At 74.8% G+C, this 13,430-nt stretch carries 13 protein-coding genes; 6 read left to right on the top strand and 7 right to left on the bottom strand.

Features of this window, described 5'->3' with window-relative positions; translation table 11 throughout:
* Positions 1-245: 245 nt before the first annotated feature.
* A complete protein-coding gene (locus ACIF8S_RS24050) occupies positions 246-977 on the bottom strand; it encodes a VIT1/CCC1 transporter family protein (protein ID WP_352166516.1) in 732 nt (243 codons plus the stop codon).
* Between the two features lie 280 nt (positions 978-1,257).
* Between ACIF8S_RS24050 and ACIF8S_RS24055 the strand changes: the two genes are divergently transcribed.
* Genes ACIF8S_RS24055 through ACIF8S_RS24080 form a run of 6 tightly spaced genes read left to right on the top strand, consistent with a single transcriptional unit; the run spans position 1,258 to position 8,097 of the window.
* Entirely contained in the window at positions 1,258-2,262 is a 1,005-nt protein-coding gene (locus tag ACIF8S_RS24055; protein ID WP_349793660.1) for an ADP-ribosylglycohydrolase family protein, read from the top strand.
* A complete protein-coding gene (locus tag ACIF8S_RS24060) occupies positions 2,259-3,503 on the top strand; it encodes an ADP-ribosylglycohydrolase family protein (RefSeq protein ID WP_400001616.1) in 1,245 nt (414 codons plus the stop codon). Before ACIF8S_RS24055 ends, ACIF8S_RS24060 begins: the two co-directional genes overlap by 4 nt.
* Positions 3,504-3,510: 7 nt before the next feature.
* A complete protein-coding gene (locus ACIF8S_RS24065) occupies positions 3,511-4,692 on the top strand; it encodes an ADP-ribosylglycohydrolase family protein (RefSeq protein WP_400001618.1) in 1,182 nt (393 codons plus the stop codon).
* Positions 4,680-6,056, top strand: a complete 1,377-nt coding sequence (locus ACIF8S_RS24070) for an ADP-ribosylglycohydrolase family protein (RefSeq protein ID WP_400001620.1) — start codon at positions 4,680-4,682, stop codon at positions 6,054-6,056. The genes ACIF8S_RS24065 and ACIF8S_RS24070 overlap by 13 nt, the downstream gene beginning before the upstream one ends.
* Positions 6,053-7,270 carry a CaiB/BaiF CoA transferase family protein gene (locus tag ACIF8S_RS24075; protein WP_400001622.1) on the top strand — a complete coding sequence of 406 codons (1,218 nt, stop codon included), beginning with the start codon at positions 6,053-6,055 and terminating at the stop codon, positions 7,268-7,270. The genes ACIF8S_RS24070 and ACIF8S_RS24075 overlap by 4 nt, the downstream gene beginning before the upstream one ends.
* On the top strand, positions 7,267-8,097 hold the full coding sequence (locus ACIF8S_RS24080) for an HpcH/HpaI aldolase/citrate lyase family protein (RefSeq protein WP_400001623.1): 831 nt from the start codon (positions 7,267-7,269) through the stop codon (positions 8,095-8,097). Before ACIF8S_RS24075 ends, ACIF8S_RS24080 begins: the two co-directional genes overlap by 4 nt.
* 58 nt (positions 8,098-8,155) lie before the next feature.
* Here the strand turns inward: ACIF8S_RS24080 and lgt are convergent, their stop codons facing one another.
* The 6 genes from lgt to trpC all read right to left on the bottom strand — a co-directional run bounded on the left by lgt (position 8,156) and on the right by trpC (position 13,405).
* Entirely contained in the window at positions 8,156-9,175 is a 1,020-nt protein-coding gene (gene lgt, locus ACIF8S_RS24085) for a prolipoprotein diacylglyceryl transferase (RefSeq protein ID WP_400001625.1), read from the bottom strand.
* 87 nt (positions 9,176-9,262) lie between these two features.
* Positions 9,263-10,039 carry a thioredoxin domain-containing protein gene (locus ACIF8S_RS24090; RefSeq protein ID WP_400001627.1) on the bottom strand — a complete coding sequence of 259 codons (777 nt, stop codon included), beginning with the start codon at positions 10,037-10,039 and terminating at the stop codon, positions 9,263-9,265.
* 101 nt (positions 10,040-10,140) lie between these two features.
* Positions 10,141-10,956, bottom strand: coding sequence for a tryptophan synthase subunit alpha (trpA, locus tag ACIF8S_RS24095; protein WP_400001628.1), 816 nt, complete (start codon positions 10,954-10,956; stop codon positions 10,141-10,143).
* Positions 10,953-12,236 carry a tryptophan synthase subunit beta gene (trpB, locus tag ACIF8S_RS24100; RefSeq protein WP_400001630.1) on the bottom strand — a complete coding sequence of 428 codons (1,284 nt, stop codon included), beginning with the start codon at positions 12,234-12,236 and terminating at the stop codon, positions 10,953-10,955. The genes trpA and trpB overlap by 4 nt, the downstream gene beginning before the upstream one ends.
* A gap of 181 nt (positions 12,237-12,417) precedes the next feature.
* Entirely contained in the window at positions 12,418-12,576 is a 159-nt protein-coding gene (gene trpM / locus ACIF8S_RS24105) for a tryptophan biosynthesis modulator TrpM (protein WP_400001632.1), read from the bottom strand.
* 22 nt (positions 12,577-12,598) lie between these two features.
* Positions 12,599-13,405, bottom strand: a complete 807-nt coding sequence (gene trpC / locus ACIF8S_RS24110) for an indole-3-glycerol phosphate synthase TrpC (protein WP_145825259.1) — start codon at positions 13,403-13,405, stop codon at positions 12,599-12,601.
* Between the last annotated feature and the right edge of the window lie 25 nt (positions 13,406-13,430).

A 13,430-nucleotide genomic window follows, 5' to 3' on the forward strand; every position in this document is an offset into this window, starting at 1 on the left:
AGCATGCGGACATCGAGGGGGTCGCGGCGGGGTTCCGCGCCTGTCGACGAGAGGCTGTGGGGGACCGCGGCGGGCAGATCGGTGTCCGCCGGTCCGACGGCGGGGAGAGGCTTCGTCGCCTCGCCCGCTGGGCGCGCCGCAGGCCTCATTGCCTTCAGCGCGTACGGCTCATGCCCACTGGTCACACGTGCGAAACCAGCGAGTAATGATTATTTATGCGAGGCTTCGCATAAACGCAAGGGACCTCATCCTACGGCCGTTCCGAACAGCGAGCCCAGGGCGTACGTCACACCGGCCGCCGCACCGCCGAGGGCCAGCTGCCGCAGTCCGCTGTACCACCAGGACCGCGCCGTGACCTTGGCCACCACGGCACCGCACAGGAACAGTCCGAGCAGCGCGACCAGCACGGCCGGCCACAGGCTGCTCGCGCCGAGCAGGAAGGGCAGGACCGGCAGCAGCGCGCCCAGGGCGAAGGAGCCGAAGCTGGACACGGCGGCCACGGTCGGCGACGGCAGGTCACCGGGGTCGATGCCCAGCTCCTCGCGGGCGTGTATCTCCAGCGCCTGCTCGGGGTCGCGGGAGAGCTGCCGGGCGACCTCGCGGGCCAGCTCCGACTCGACCCCGCGGGCCTCGTAGAGCGCGGCAAGCTCGGCCTCCTCGTCCGCCGGGTGCTTGCGCAGTTCGCGCCGCTCGACGGCCAGCTCGGCCTCGACCAGCTCGCGCTGGGAGGCGACGGAGGTGTACTCGCCGGCCGCCATGGAGAAGGCACCGGCGGCCAGTCCCGCGAGGCCGCTGAGGACGACGGTCTGCTGGCCGACCGCGCCGCCGGCGACGCCCGTCATCAGGGCGAGGTTGGAGACCAGCCCGTCCATGGCGCCGAACACCGCCGGGCGCAGCCAGCCGCCGTTCACGTCGCGGTGGGTGTGGTTGTCGCGGTGCGCCTCGTGCAGCGTCGCCTCGGTCTCGATGATGGCCATGCCGGTCCCCCAGGACACTCTCGGCGCCCTCGTCCGGGCGCTTCTTTGGACTTGTTCTACTTTTCGACGGAAGCCAGTCTACGCCTCGGCCGAACCTCCTGCCAGCAAGGAAAGGCTGCGCTAACCAGCCCTTTTGCGATTCTCACCGCGGTGCGTGGATGCCCCCGCCGATGTCGTCCGGGTGACGCTCGGGCGGACGAGGCTGCGGCGAACACGGCACCGGGGACAGTTCCGCAAGGGGCCCGCGCCCCGCGGGGCGCGCCTGAGAGGAGAGCCGCGTATGGCATCGACCGCCCGCATCCCCTCGGTGCCCGCGCCCGGGGACGCCCCCGGGCTCCGGGAACGGGCACGCGGCGCGCTGCTCGGCCTGGCCGTCGGCGACGCGCTGGGCGCGCCCGCCGAGAACATGAAGCCCTCCGAGATCCGCGCCCGGTGGGGCCGCGTCACGGGATACGTGACCGACCCCCCGGCGGGCACGGACGACACCGAGTACGCCATCTTCTCCGGACTGCTGGTGGCCCGGCACGGCTCCGCGCTCACCCCCGCGCACGTCGAGGCGGCCTGGCACGAGTGGATCGCCGACCGCGCCGAGGGCCCCTTCCGGGGCGCCGGCTTCAGCGAGCGGGGCACCCTGGAGAACCTGCGCCGGGGGCTCGCCGCGCCCATCTCCGCCCAGCACCGGCACGCCTGGAGCGACGGGCTGGCGATGCGGGCGGCACCGTACGGCGTGCACGCGGCCGGACGGCCGGACGAGGCGGCCCGGCTCGCGGCGATCGACGGCTCGGTCAGCCACGACGGCGAGGGCATCTACGGCGGGCAGGCGGTCGCGGCGGGCGTCGCGGCGGCCATGGCCGGGGCACCGGTGGTCACCGTCGTGGCCTCGGCGCTGGCGGTGGTGCCGGACGACTCCTGGACCGCCCGCTCGCTGCGCCGCGCGGTGACCGCCGCCCATCACGGCGAACGCGCGGTCCGCGCCGCGGTGGTGATCGGCGGCTACCCCTGGACCGACCTGGCGCCCGAGGCGGTGGCCCTCGCCTTCGGCGCGTACGCGACGGCCGACGGCGACTTCGAACAGGCGGTGCTGACCGCCGTGAACATGGGCCGCGACGCCGACACCACGGCGGCGGTCGCGGGCGCGCTGGCGGGGGCGACCCAGGGGGTCGCCGCCGTCCCGGAGCGCTGGGCCGCGGCCATCACCCCGGCCCGCGGCAGCTGCCTGCCCGCCATGGCCGGCCACCACGTCCTCGACATCGCGGACCTCCTGACCCCGGAGACCCCCACATGACCTCCACCACCCCCGCACCGACCACCGACGACACGCCGGCCACCGACGACAGGCCGGCCACCGGCACCGCGCGGGACGACGCCGCGCCGGCGCCGCGCACACCCGCCGGACCCGCCCCCCGTCCGGCCCGCTCGGCCGTCGAGGGCCTGCTCCTCGGACTCGCCGCCGGGGACGCCGCCGGCTGGCCCGCCGCCCGCCACCGCGCCGCCCGCATGCCCGAGTGGACCCGGCGCCTCACCCGCGAGCTGGACACCTTCGCCGAACAGAACGCCACCACCACGCTCCCCGTCCCCATCGCCCTCAACCAGCCCCCCGAACCCCTGCGCCTCGGCCCCTCCGACGACGCCGAGTGGGCCGCGTTCGCCGCCGAGGCGGTGCTGCGCGCGGGCGACGACACCGTGCTCGGCGACCTGAGCCGGGAGCGCCGTACCCGCGCCGCCATCGACCTGACCTGGAACGCGGTCGCGGCCGAGGTCGCCGCCGCCACCGAGCGGGCCCCGGAGACCGAGTCCGCCGTCCTGCCCCTGCGCGCCCGCATCTCCGTGCGGGCCGGCCTCGGCAACCTCGCCACCGGTCTGCGCCCGCCCGCCACCGGGCACGACAACCCGCACTACTTCGACGACGCCGCCTGCGTCCGGGCCTGCGTGCTGGCCGTGGCGCACGCGGGCGACCCGCGGGCCGCCGCCGACCTCGCCGAGTTCGACGCCCGCTACACCCAGGACGGCGACGGCGTGCACGGCGCGCGTGCCATGGCCGCCGCCGTGTCGCTCGCGCTGGCCGGCGCGGACCCGCGCGCCTGCGCGGACGCCGCCTGTGCCGAACTGCCCGAGGACACCGAGATCGGCCGCAACGCCCGGCACGCGCTGGCCCTCGCGGCGGACGCCGACAGCGCCTTCGCCCTGGTGCCGTCGCTGGAGCACCAGATCGTCGACCACGTCTACAGCTACGGCGTCGCCGCCGCCGAGACCGTCCCCGTCGCCCTCGCCCTGACCACCGCCGCCCGCGGCCGGATCGCGGAGGCGGTCCCCGCGGCGGCCTGCCTGTCACGGGTCGCGGACTCCGCCCCGGCGCTGGCCGGCGCCCTCACCGGGGCGCTGGGCGGGAGCGCCGCGATCCCCCGGTCCTGGCGGGAGAGCTGCCGCACCCTCTCGGGCTGCGTGCTGCCCCGGCTGACGGGGACGGACCTGGTCGAACTCGCCGGGCTCCTGGAAGCCGCCCGGCCGGCCGCACCGAGAGGATGATTCCGGCATGACGCGCGAATCCACCGAAGACCAGGCAAGCACGCCTTCCCTGGCGGAACGGATCACCGGGGCCCTGGTCGGGGCTGCCGTCGGCGACGCCCTCGGCGGCCCGGTCGAGGGGTACTCACCCGAACAGATCACCGACCGCCACGGCGGCCGGGTGCACGGCGTGGTCGGCCCGTGGAACGGCGACGCCTGGCGCACCGCCCGCCCCGTCGCGCCGTACCACAAGGGTGACGGCCACGTCACCGACGACACCCTGATGACCCACGCGCTGGTCCGGGTGTACGCGCGGGTCCGCGACCATCTGGACGCCTACGCGGTCGCCGACCACCTGGTGCCGGACCTGATGACGAACCCGCGCTGGATCCCGGAGCTGGAGGCGGAGACGATCCCGCTGCACCGGATCTTCCTCGCCGAGAAGTGGCTGGTGGCCCGGCTGCACTACGGCCACGTGGACCCGCGTGAGGCGGGGGTGGGCAACATCGTGAACTGCGGCGCGGCGATGTACATGGCCCCGGTCGGGCTGGTCAACGCGGCCCACCCGGCCGCCGCGTACGCCGAGGCCCTGGACGTCGCGGGCGCCCACCAGTCGTCGTACGGCAGGGAGGCGGCCGGGGTGTTCGCGGCGGCCGTGGCGGCGGCCTGCGCACCGGGGGCGACCCCGGAGTCGGTCGTCGCCGCGTGCCTGTCCCTGGCCAAGGACGGCACCCGGGAGGCGATCGAGCGGGTCTGCGCGGAAGCGGCGCGGCACACCGACTTCGAGTCGGCGCTGGGTCCGCTGCGCGAGGCGGTCGCCCCCTACGACACCGTGGGCCCCGACTACCGCTCCCCCTCGCTGGGTGCCCGGCGCCCCTCCCGGCTGCACGCGATCGAGGAACTGCCGGTCGCCCTCGGCATGGTGCTGGTGGCGCGCGGCGACACCCGGCACGCGGTGCTGGGCGCGGTGAACTACGGCCGCGACTGCGACTCCATCGCCACGATGGCCGGGGCGGTGACCGGTGCGCTCGGCTCCTCCGTCCCCGAGGAGTGGGCCAAGACCGTGGCGGAGGCCAGCCGCCTCGACCTGTGGGAGCCGGCCGCCACGCTGACCGGGGTGGCCCGCGAGGTCTTCGCCCGGGACGTGGAGCGCCGCCGCGCCCACGAGCGGGCGTTCGCACAGCTGGGAGGGGCCGGATGCTCCGACTGACCTGGGTCCAGCCCGAGGACCTCGTCGGCCACGAACTGCGCCAGGCCGCCCTGGACGGCCGTGAGCCGGCGGCGGTCGCCGCCCGCTGGTTCGCGGCGGGCGGCCCGCCGGCCCCCTCCGCCGCCGGCGCCTCGCCCCGGCCGGCCTCCCGCTGTCTGCGGCTGCTGGCCGGTGACCTGCTGGACGAACTGGCCGACCTGCCGAGCACCCTGGCGGACGACGAGCCGACCGACCTCCCCGCCATCAGGGCGCTGTGCCCGCACTGGCCCGCCTCCCCCGCCACCCCGCCGGCCTGGGACGGGCCCGCGTTCGAGGCCCGGCTGGAGGCCGCCTGGCTCGGCAGGGCGGCCGGCTGCCTGCTGGGCAAGCCGGTCGAGAAGCTCCCTCTCGCCGCCATCCGCGCCCTCGCCCGCGCCACCGGCAACTGGCCGCTGAACGACTGGTTCACCGCCCGGGGCGTCCCCGCGGAGCTGCTGGCCGCACACCCCTGGAACCGCCGCTCCGCTGACACCTCGCTCGCCGAGAACATCGACGGCATGCCCGAGGACGACGACCTCAACTACCCGCTGCTCGCCCTGCTCGTGCTGCGCCGCCACGGCCGCCGCTTCAGCACCGCCGACGTGGCCCGCGTCTGGCTCGACGAGCTGCCCGCCGGCCGCACCTTCACCGCCGAGCGCGTCGCCTACCGCAACCTCCTCGACGGCCTGGAACCCCCGCTCACCGCCCGCCACCGCAACCCCTTCCGCGAGTGGATCGGCGCCCTGATCCGCGCCGACGTCCACGGCTGGACCAACCCCGGCGACCCGGGCGCCGCCGCCGCGCAGGCGCACCGCGACGCCGTCCTCACCCACACCGCCAACGGCGTCTACGCGGCGATGTTCACCGCCGCCGTCATCGCCGCCGCGGCCACGGGCGGACACGACGTGCACGCCTGCCTGCGCACCGGCCTCACCGTCGTCCCGCCCCGCTCCCGGCTCGCCCTGGCCGTCCGCGACGCCGTACGGATGGCCCGCGAGCACCGCGACTTCGACACCGTCGTCGACCTGCTGCACGCGGCGCACGGCGCCACCCACCACTGGGTGCACGCCGTCCCCAACACCGCCCTGCTCGCCGCCGCCCTCACCCACGCCGACGGGGACTTCACCGCCTCGGTCTGCCGCGCGGTGTCCGGCGGCTGGGACACCGACTCGGTCGGCGCCACCGCCGGCGGCGTCGCCGGACTGCTGGCCGGCTCGCCCCGCGCGCTCCCCGAACGCTGGACGGCCCCGCTGAAGAACCGCCTGGCCACCTCCGTCGGCGACTTCGACGGCACCGGCTTCGACACCCTGGCCCGTCTGACCCACCTGGAGGCGTCCCGCCCATGACACCCCCCGAACCGGCCGCCGCCCCCGCCGCTCCCCCGCTCACCGGTCTGCGCGTCCTGGACCTCGCCACCCTCTTCGCCGGCCCCCTCGCGGCGACCCTGCTCGGCGACTTCGGCGCAGAGGTCGTCAAGGTCGAGCACCCGAGGAGACCGGACCCCTCACGGGGCCACGGGCCGTCGAAGGACGGCATCGGCCTGTGGTGGAAGGTGCTCGGCCGCAACAAACGCGCCATCACCCTCGACCTGTCCACGCCGGGCGGCCGGGACACCCTGCTGCGCCTGGTGCGCACCGCCGACGTGGTCGTCGAGAACTTCCGCCCCGGCACCCTGGAGAAGTGGGACCTGGGCTGGCCCGAGCTGTCCGCCGCCAACCCGGGGCTGGTCCTGGCCCGGGTCACCGGCTTCGGCCAGTTCGGCCCGTACGCGCACCGGCCGGGCTTCGGCACCCTCGCCGAGGCGATGAGCGGCTTCGCCGCGCTCACCGGCGAACCTGACGCCCCGCCCACGCTGCCGCCGTTCGGCCTGGCCGACTCGATCGCGGGGCTCACCACCGCCTACGCGGTCATGACCGCCCTCGCGGGGCGCGAGCGCACCGGCGAGGGCCAGGTCGTGGACTTGGCCCTGATCGAGCCGATCCTCAGCGCCCTCGGGCCCCACCCCACCTGGTACGACCAGCTCGGTCACGTCCAGCCCCGCACCGGCAACCGCTCGCAGAACAACGCCCCGCGCGGCACGTACCTCACCGCCGACGGCACCTGGGTCGCCGTCTCCACCTCGGCCCAGTCGATCGCCGAGCGGGTGATGGTGCTCGTGGGCCGCCAGGACCTGATCGACGCGCCCTGGTTCACCACCGGCGAGGGCCGCGCCCGGCACGCGGACGTCCTGGACGAGGCGGTCGGCGGCTGGATCGCCCGCCACACCCGCGCCGACGTCCTGGCCGCCTTCGAGAAGGCGGAGGCGGCCGTCGCCCCGGTCCAGGACGTGCGGGACGTGATGGCGGACCCGCAGTACCAGGCGCTGGGCACGATCACCACGGTCGACGACCCGGAGCTCGGCCCGCTGCGCATGCAGAACGTGCTCTTCCGGCTCTCCGGCACCCCGGGTGCGATCCGCTGGGCGGGCCGCCCGCACGGCGCGGACACCGAGGAGGTCCTCACCGAGCTGGGTCTCACCCCGGCCGAGCTCGCGGAGCTGCGCGCGGAGGGCGCCCTGTGACGGGCTTCCCGCTGACCTGGCTGTACGCCCCGGGCGACCGTCCGGCGGTGGTGGCGAAGGCGCTCCGCTCCGGCGCGGACGTGGTGGTGATCGACCTGGAGGACGCGGTCGCGCCCGACCGCAAGGCCTACGCCCGCGGCGCCACCGCCGAGCTGCTGCGCGACCCGCAGCCGGTGCCGGTGCACGTGCGCGTCAACGCCCTCACCAGCCCCTGGGGACCGGCCGACCTGGCGGCCGTCGCCCCGGCCCCCGGCCTGTCGGGGCTGCGGCTGCCCAAGGTGTCCTCGCCGGCCGACGTGGTGCGCGTGGCGCGCCGGACCGTCTCCGCGCGGGGCGGGTCCCCGCCGCTGTACGCCCTGCTGGAGACCGCGCTGGGCATCGAGCACGCGCACGCCGTGGCGACCGCCCATCCGGCCCTGCGCGGCATCGCGATCGGGGAGGCGGACCTGCGGGCCGACCTCGGGGTGCGCGAGGACTCCGGACTGGACTGGTGCCGGGCCCGGGTGGTGGTCGCGGCGCGCGCGGCCGGGCTGGCCCCGCCCACGCAGTCCGTGCACCCGGACATCCGCGACCAGGAGGGCCTGGAGGCGTCCTGCGTGCGGGGCCGCGCCCTGGGGTTCCTGGGCCGCGCCGCGATCCACCCGCGCCAGCTCCCGGTCATCGAGCGCGCCTATCTGCCGACGGCGCGCGAGATCGAGCAGGCGGAGACGGTGCTCAAGGCAGCGGCGGCCACGCGGGGGGCCCAGGCGCTCCCGGACGGCACCTTCGTGGACGCGGCGGTGGTGGCGGCGGCCCACCGCACGTTGTCCCTGGCCCACAAACGCTGACGCGCGAAGGGCGCCCGGGGGTCTCCCCGGGCGCCCTCCACGGTCGTACGGCGGGCGGTCAGCCCTTCTTGGCCGACCCGGCCCCGTCCTTGGACGCCTCGGAGTCCGCGGAGGCGTCGGAGTCCTCGGCGGACGCGTCCGCCTTCTCCGTGGCGGACGTCTCGCCCTCCTCGGCGTCGTCGGCCGTCTTCCCGGCCTTCTCGTCGCCTGCCTTCACGTCGCCGGCCTTCGTCTCCCCGTCGGCCGGTCCGTCGCCGTCGCTCGCGCCGGGCTCGACCACGGCCTCACGCCCGGGCCGCTTCCGCGCGGACAGCACGATGTACAGCACCGCGAGCAGGAAGACCAGGATCGCGGTCCAGTTGTTCAGCCGCATGCCGAGGACGTGGTGCGCCTCGTCGACCCGCATGTACTCGATCCAGAAGCGGCCCGCGCAGTACGCGGCGACGTACAGCGCGAAGGCGCGTCCGTGGCCGAGCTTGAAGCGCCGGTCGGCCCAGATCACCAGCAGCGCCACGCCGACGCACCACAGCGACTCGTACAGGAACGTCGGGTGGTACGTGCCCGGCACCCGGCCGTCGGAGGAGGAGGTGATCTCCACCGCCCACGGCACGTCGGTCGCCCGCCCGTACAGCTCCTGGTTGAACCAGTTGCCCCAGCGGCCGATGGCCTGCGCGAGGGCGATGCCGGGGGCGATGGCGTCGGCGTACGCGGGCAGCGGGATGCCGCGGCGGCGGCAGCCGATCCACGCGCCGAGCGCGCCCAGGGCGATGGCGCCCCAGATGCCGAGGCCGCCCTCCCAGATCTTGAAGGCGTCCACCCAGTCACGGCCCTCGCTGAAGTACAGCTGGTAGTCCGTGACCACGTGGTAGAGCCGGCCGCCGATCAGGCCGAACGGCACGGCCCAGACAGCGATGTCCGCCACCGTGCCGGCCCGCCCGCCCCGGGCGATCCAGCGCTTGTTGCCGAGCCAGACGGCAACGAAGACGCCGATGATGATGCAGAACGCGTAGCCGCGCAGCGGAACGGGGCCGAGGTACAGCACCCCGCTCGACGGGCTGGGAATGTAGGCAAGTTCCATGGCAGGGTCGACGCTACCGTGCCGGACGGCCCGCACGGCAGGCGGTCCGGCTACGGCTCCATAACAGGCCCCTCGGGGACACGCCGCTCAGGACTTGTTGGCCTCCTCGACCATCTCCTTCAGCTTCTCGGGCGTCATGGAGCGGTCCTGGTAGATGTTCTGCCCCTCGAACAGCACGGTCGGGGTGCCGCTGAAGCCGCCCTTCTGGAAGGCCTCGTTGGACTTCACCACCCAGCTGTCGTGCGTGCCGTCCTCGACGCAGGTGCGGAAGGCGGGGGTGTCGAGCCCGTCGACCTTGCTCGCCAGGTCGAACAGCTTGTCGTCGCTGGAGAAGGCGTCGTCGCTCTCCATCGGCTGGTTCTCGAACAGCACGTCGTGGTACTCGGTGAACTTGCCCGCGTCCTGGGAGCACGCCGCGGCGTTGGCCGCGCTCAGCGAACCGCTGCCGCCGAGGCCGCCGTCGATCAGCGTCACCAGGTGGTACTCGACCTTCAGCTTGCCGGCCTCGGTCAGCTCGTTCAGCGTGGAACGGTAGGTCTGCTCGAAGGCCTTGCAGGCGGGGCAGCGGAAGTCCTCCCACACCGTGAGGGTGGCCTTGGCGTTTTCCTTGCCGACGGGGATGGCCAGGCCGTCCTTGCCCTGCGCGCCCGAGGGCGCCACGACGGGGCCGGACGCCTTGCTCTCGTCGTCCCCGCCCGAGTTCGCCGCGACGACGCCGATCACCGCCGCGAGCCCCAGGACACAGACCACGCTCGCGCCCACGATCAGGGTGCGGCGCCGCTTGTCCGCCGTCTTCTGCTTCTCGCGCTCTGCCGCCATCCGCTCCCGGGCGGTGCGCTTTCCCTCACGGTTCTTGTCGCTCACACCCCGCAGAACGAACCGGGGAGGCGCCCAGCGCCTCCCCGGTCCCAGGTCCACCCGTACGAGGGACCCCGGCGGCCCGCCGCGGCGGCCGGCCGGTGCGGTCACACCTGTCCGCGCACGCCCTTGGCCAGCTCACCGGCGAGAGCGCGGACGGCCTCGACGCCCGCGGCGTCGTCGGACGCGTCCAGCATCCGCTTGACGAAGGCGGAGCCGACGATCACCCCGTCGGCGAACCGGGCGACCTCGGCGGCCTGCGCCGGGTTGGACACGCCGAGCCCGACGCAGACGGGGGTGTCGGTGGTGGCGCGGGTGCGCCGCACCAGGTCCTCGGCCTGGGAACTGACCGACGCGCGGGTGCCGGTGACGCCCATGAGGGAGGCGGCGTAGACGAAACCGCTCCCGGCCGCGGTGATCTCGGCGAGCCGCTCGTCCTTGCTGCTGGGCGCCACCACGAAGACCGTGGCCAGCCCGTGCTTCTCGGCGTGCTCCCGCCACAGCGCCGACTCCTGCACCGGCAGGTCGGGCAGGATGCACCCGGCGCCCCCGGCCTCCGCCAGCTCGGCGGTGAACCGCTCCACGCCGTAGCGGTCGATCGGGTTCCAGTACGTCATGACGAGGATCGGCGCGCCCGTGGCCGCGTGGGCCTCGCGCACCGTGCGCATCACGTCCGCGATCCTCACCCCGCCGCGCAGGGCGATGTCGTCGGCGGTCTGGATGACCGGGCCGTCCAGGACGGGGTCGCTGTGCGGCAGCCCCACCTCGACGACGTCGGCGCCGCCCTCGATCGCCGCCTTGACCGCCTCGATGCCGCCGTCCACGGTCGGGAACCCGGCCGGGAGGTAGGCGATGAGGGCGGCACGGCCCTCGGCCTTCGCCGCGGCGAGGGTGTCGCTCAGCAGCCGCACGTTCCCGCTCACTTGGCGTCCCCCTCGATCTCGGCGGTGCCGGAGGCGTTGTCCTCGACCTCGGCGTCCGTGTCGTACAGCCCGAAGTAGCGGGCCGCGGTGTCCATGTCCTTGTCGCCGCGCCCGGACAGGTTGACGACGATCAGCCCGTCCTTGCCCAGCTCCTGGCCGACCTCGAGGGCGCCGGCCAGGGCGTGCGCGGACTCGATGGCCGGGATGATGCCCTCGGTGCGCGACAGCAGGCGCAGGGCCTGCATGGCGGCGTCGTCGGTGACCGCGCGGTACTCGCCGCGGCCGCTGTCCTTGAGGTGGGCGTGCTCGGGGCCGATGCCCGGGTAGTCCAGGCCGGCGGAGATCGAGTACGGCTCGGTGATCTGGCCCTCGTCGTCCTGGAGGACGTAGGAGCGGGAGCCGTGCAGGATGCCGGGCTCGCCGGCGGTGAGGGTGGCCGCGTGCTCGCCGCTCTCGATGCCGTGTCCGGCGGGCTCGCAGCCGATCAGGCGGACGCCCGCGTCGGGGATGAAGGCGTGGAACAGGCCGATGGCGTTGGAGCCGCCGCCGACGCAGGCGATCGCGGCGTCGGGCAGCCGGCCGGCCTGCTCCAGGAGCTGGCGGCGGGCCTCCACGCCGATGACGCGGTGGAAGTCGCGGACCATCGCCGGGAAGGGGTGCGGGCCGGCGACGGTGCCGAACAGGTAGTGGGTGCGGTCGACGTTGGCGACCCAGTCGCGGAACGCCTCGTTGATGGCGTCCTTCAGGGTGCGGCTGCCGGACTTCACGGCGATGACCTCGGCGCCGAGCATCCGCATCCGGGCCACGTTGAGGGCCTGGCGCTGCGTGTCGATCTCGCCCATGTAGATCGTGCACTCGAGGCCGAACAGGGCGCAGGCGGTGGCGGTGGCCACGCCGTGCTGCCCGGCGCCGGTCTCGGCGATGACCCGGGTCTTGCCCATGCGCTTGGTGAGCAGGGCCTGGCCGAGCACGTTGTTGATCTTGTGCGAGCCGGTGTGGTTCAGGTCCTCGCGCTTGAGGAAGACGCGGGCGCCTCCGGCGTGCTCGGCGAAGCGGGGGACCTCGGTGAGGGCGCTGGGACGGCCGGTGTAGTGGGCCAGGAGGTCGTCGAGTTCGCGGGCGAACTCCGGGTCGGACTTGGCCTTGTCGTACTCGACGGCGACCTCGTCCACGGCGGCGACGAGGGCCTCGGGGATGAACTTGCCGCCGAAGGCGCCGAAGTAGCCCTCCGCGGAGGGGGTTTGACCCTCCGGGTCGGGGATGAAGAAGGTGCTGGGCATGGGTGTACCTCACGGTGAGTGTGTGGGACGACACTGAGCGCCGTGGGGGCGGGGTTTTCGTCGACCGCGGGTCGTACGTGGCCGGTCGCGCAGTTCCCCGCGCCCCTTTCGGGGCGGAGGCTGTCGGTCGGCTGCGTGCCGTGTGTGGCTGATCGCGTCCACGCGGCGGAGCCGTATGGCGTCAGAGCCCCGCGCCCCTTGCGGGGCGCTGCCATCGTCTGCCGTTCACCTGGCCCGGCTCGTCGCCGATGACGTAGCGGACCCTGCGGCCGTGCACCCGGCGGGCGGGGGCACGGCAGCCACGGGGCCGGCAGCCACGTGCGAGGCGGGAGAGCGTCATCGGGGGTCAGCCTGGCGAGGTCTCAGCGGCCGTGGCGCAGGGCGGGGTGTTCGCCCGCCGCCACCAGGTCGGAGACGGCCGTCCTCGGGTCCTTGCCGGTGACCAGCGACTCGCCCACCAGGACGGCGTCGGCCCCGGCGTTGGCGTAGGCGATCAGGTCGTGCGGGCCGCGGACGCCGGACTCGGCCACCCGGACGAGGTGGGCGGGGATCTCGGGGGCGACGCGCTCGAAGGTCCCGCGGTCGACCTCGAGGGTCTTCAGGTTGCGCGCGTTGACGCCGATGACCTTGGCGCCGGCGTCGACCGCCCGCTCGACCTCGTCCTCGTCGTGGACCTCGACGAGCGGGGTGAGCCCGATGGACTCGGCGCGCTCGATCAGCGATTCCAGGGCGGACTGCTCCAGGGCGGCCACGATCAGCAGCGCCAGGTCGGCGCCGTAGGCGCGGGCCTCCCAGAGCTGGTACGAGGTGACGATGAAGTCCTTGCGCAGCACCGGGATGTCGACCTTGGCGCGGACGGCCTCCAGGTCGGCCAGCGAACCGCCGAAGCGGCGCTGTTCGGTGAGGACGGAGATGACGGCGGCGCCGCCCGCCTCGTAGTCGGCGGCCAGAGCGGCCGGGTCGGCGATGGCGGCCAGCGCGCCCTTGGACGGGCTGGAGCGCTTGACCTCGCAGATCACCTTGACGCCGTCGCCGCGCAGTGCGGCCACGCCGTCCTTGGCCGCGGGCGCCTTGGCCGCGCGCTCCTTGAGCTCGTCGAGGCTGACGCGCGCCTGCCGCTCCGCGAGGTCGGCACGGACTCCGTCGATGATCTCGTCGAGCACACTCACGCGAGCGGCCCCCTTCCTGACGGTC

The sequence above is a fragment of the Streptomyces sp. NPDC085937 genome (genome assembly GCF_044540535.1).
In the GTDB taxonomy this organism is placed as follows: Bacteria; Actinomycetota; Actinomycetes; order Streptomycetales; family Streptomycetaceae; genus Streptomyces.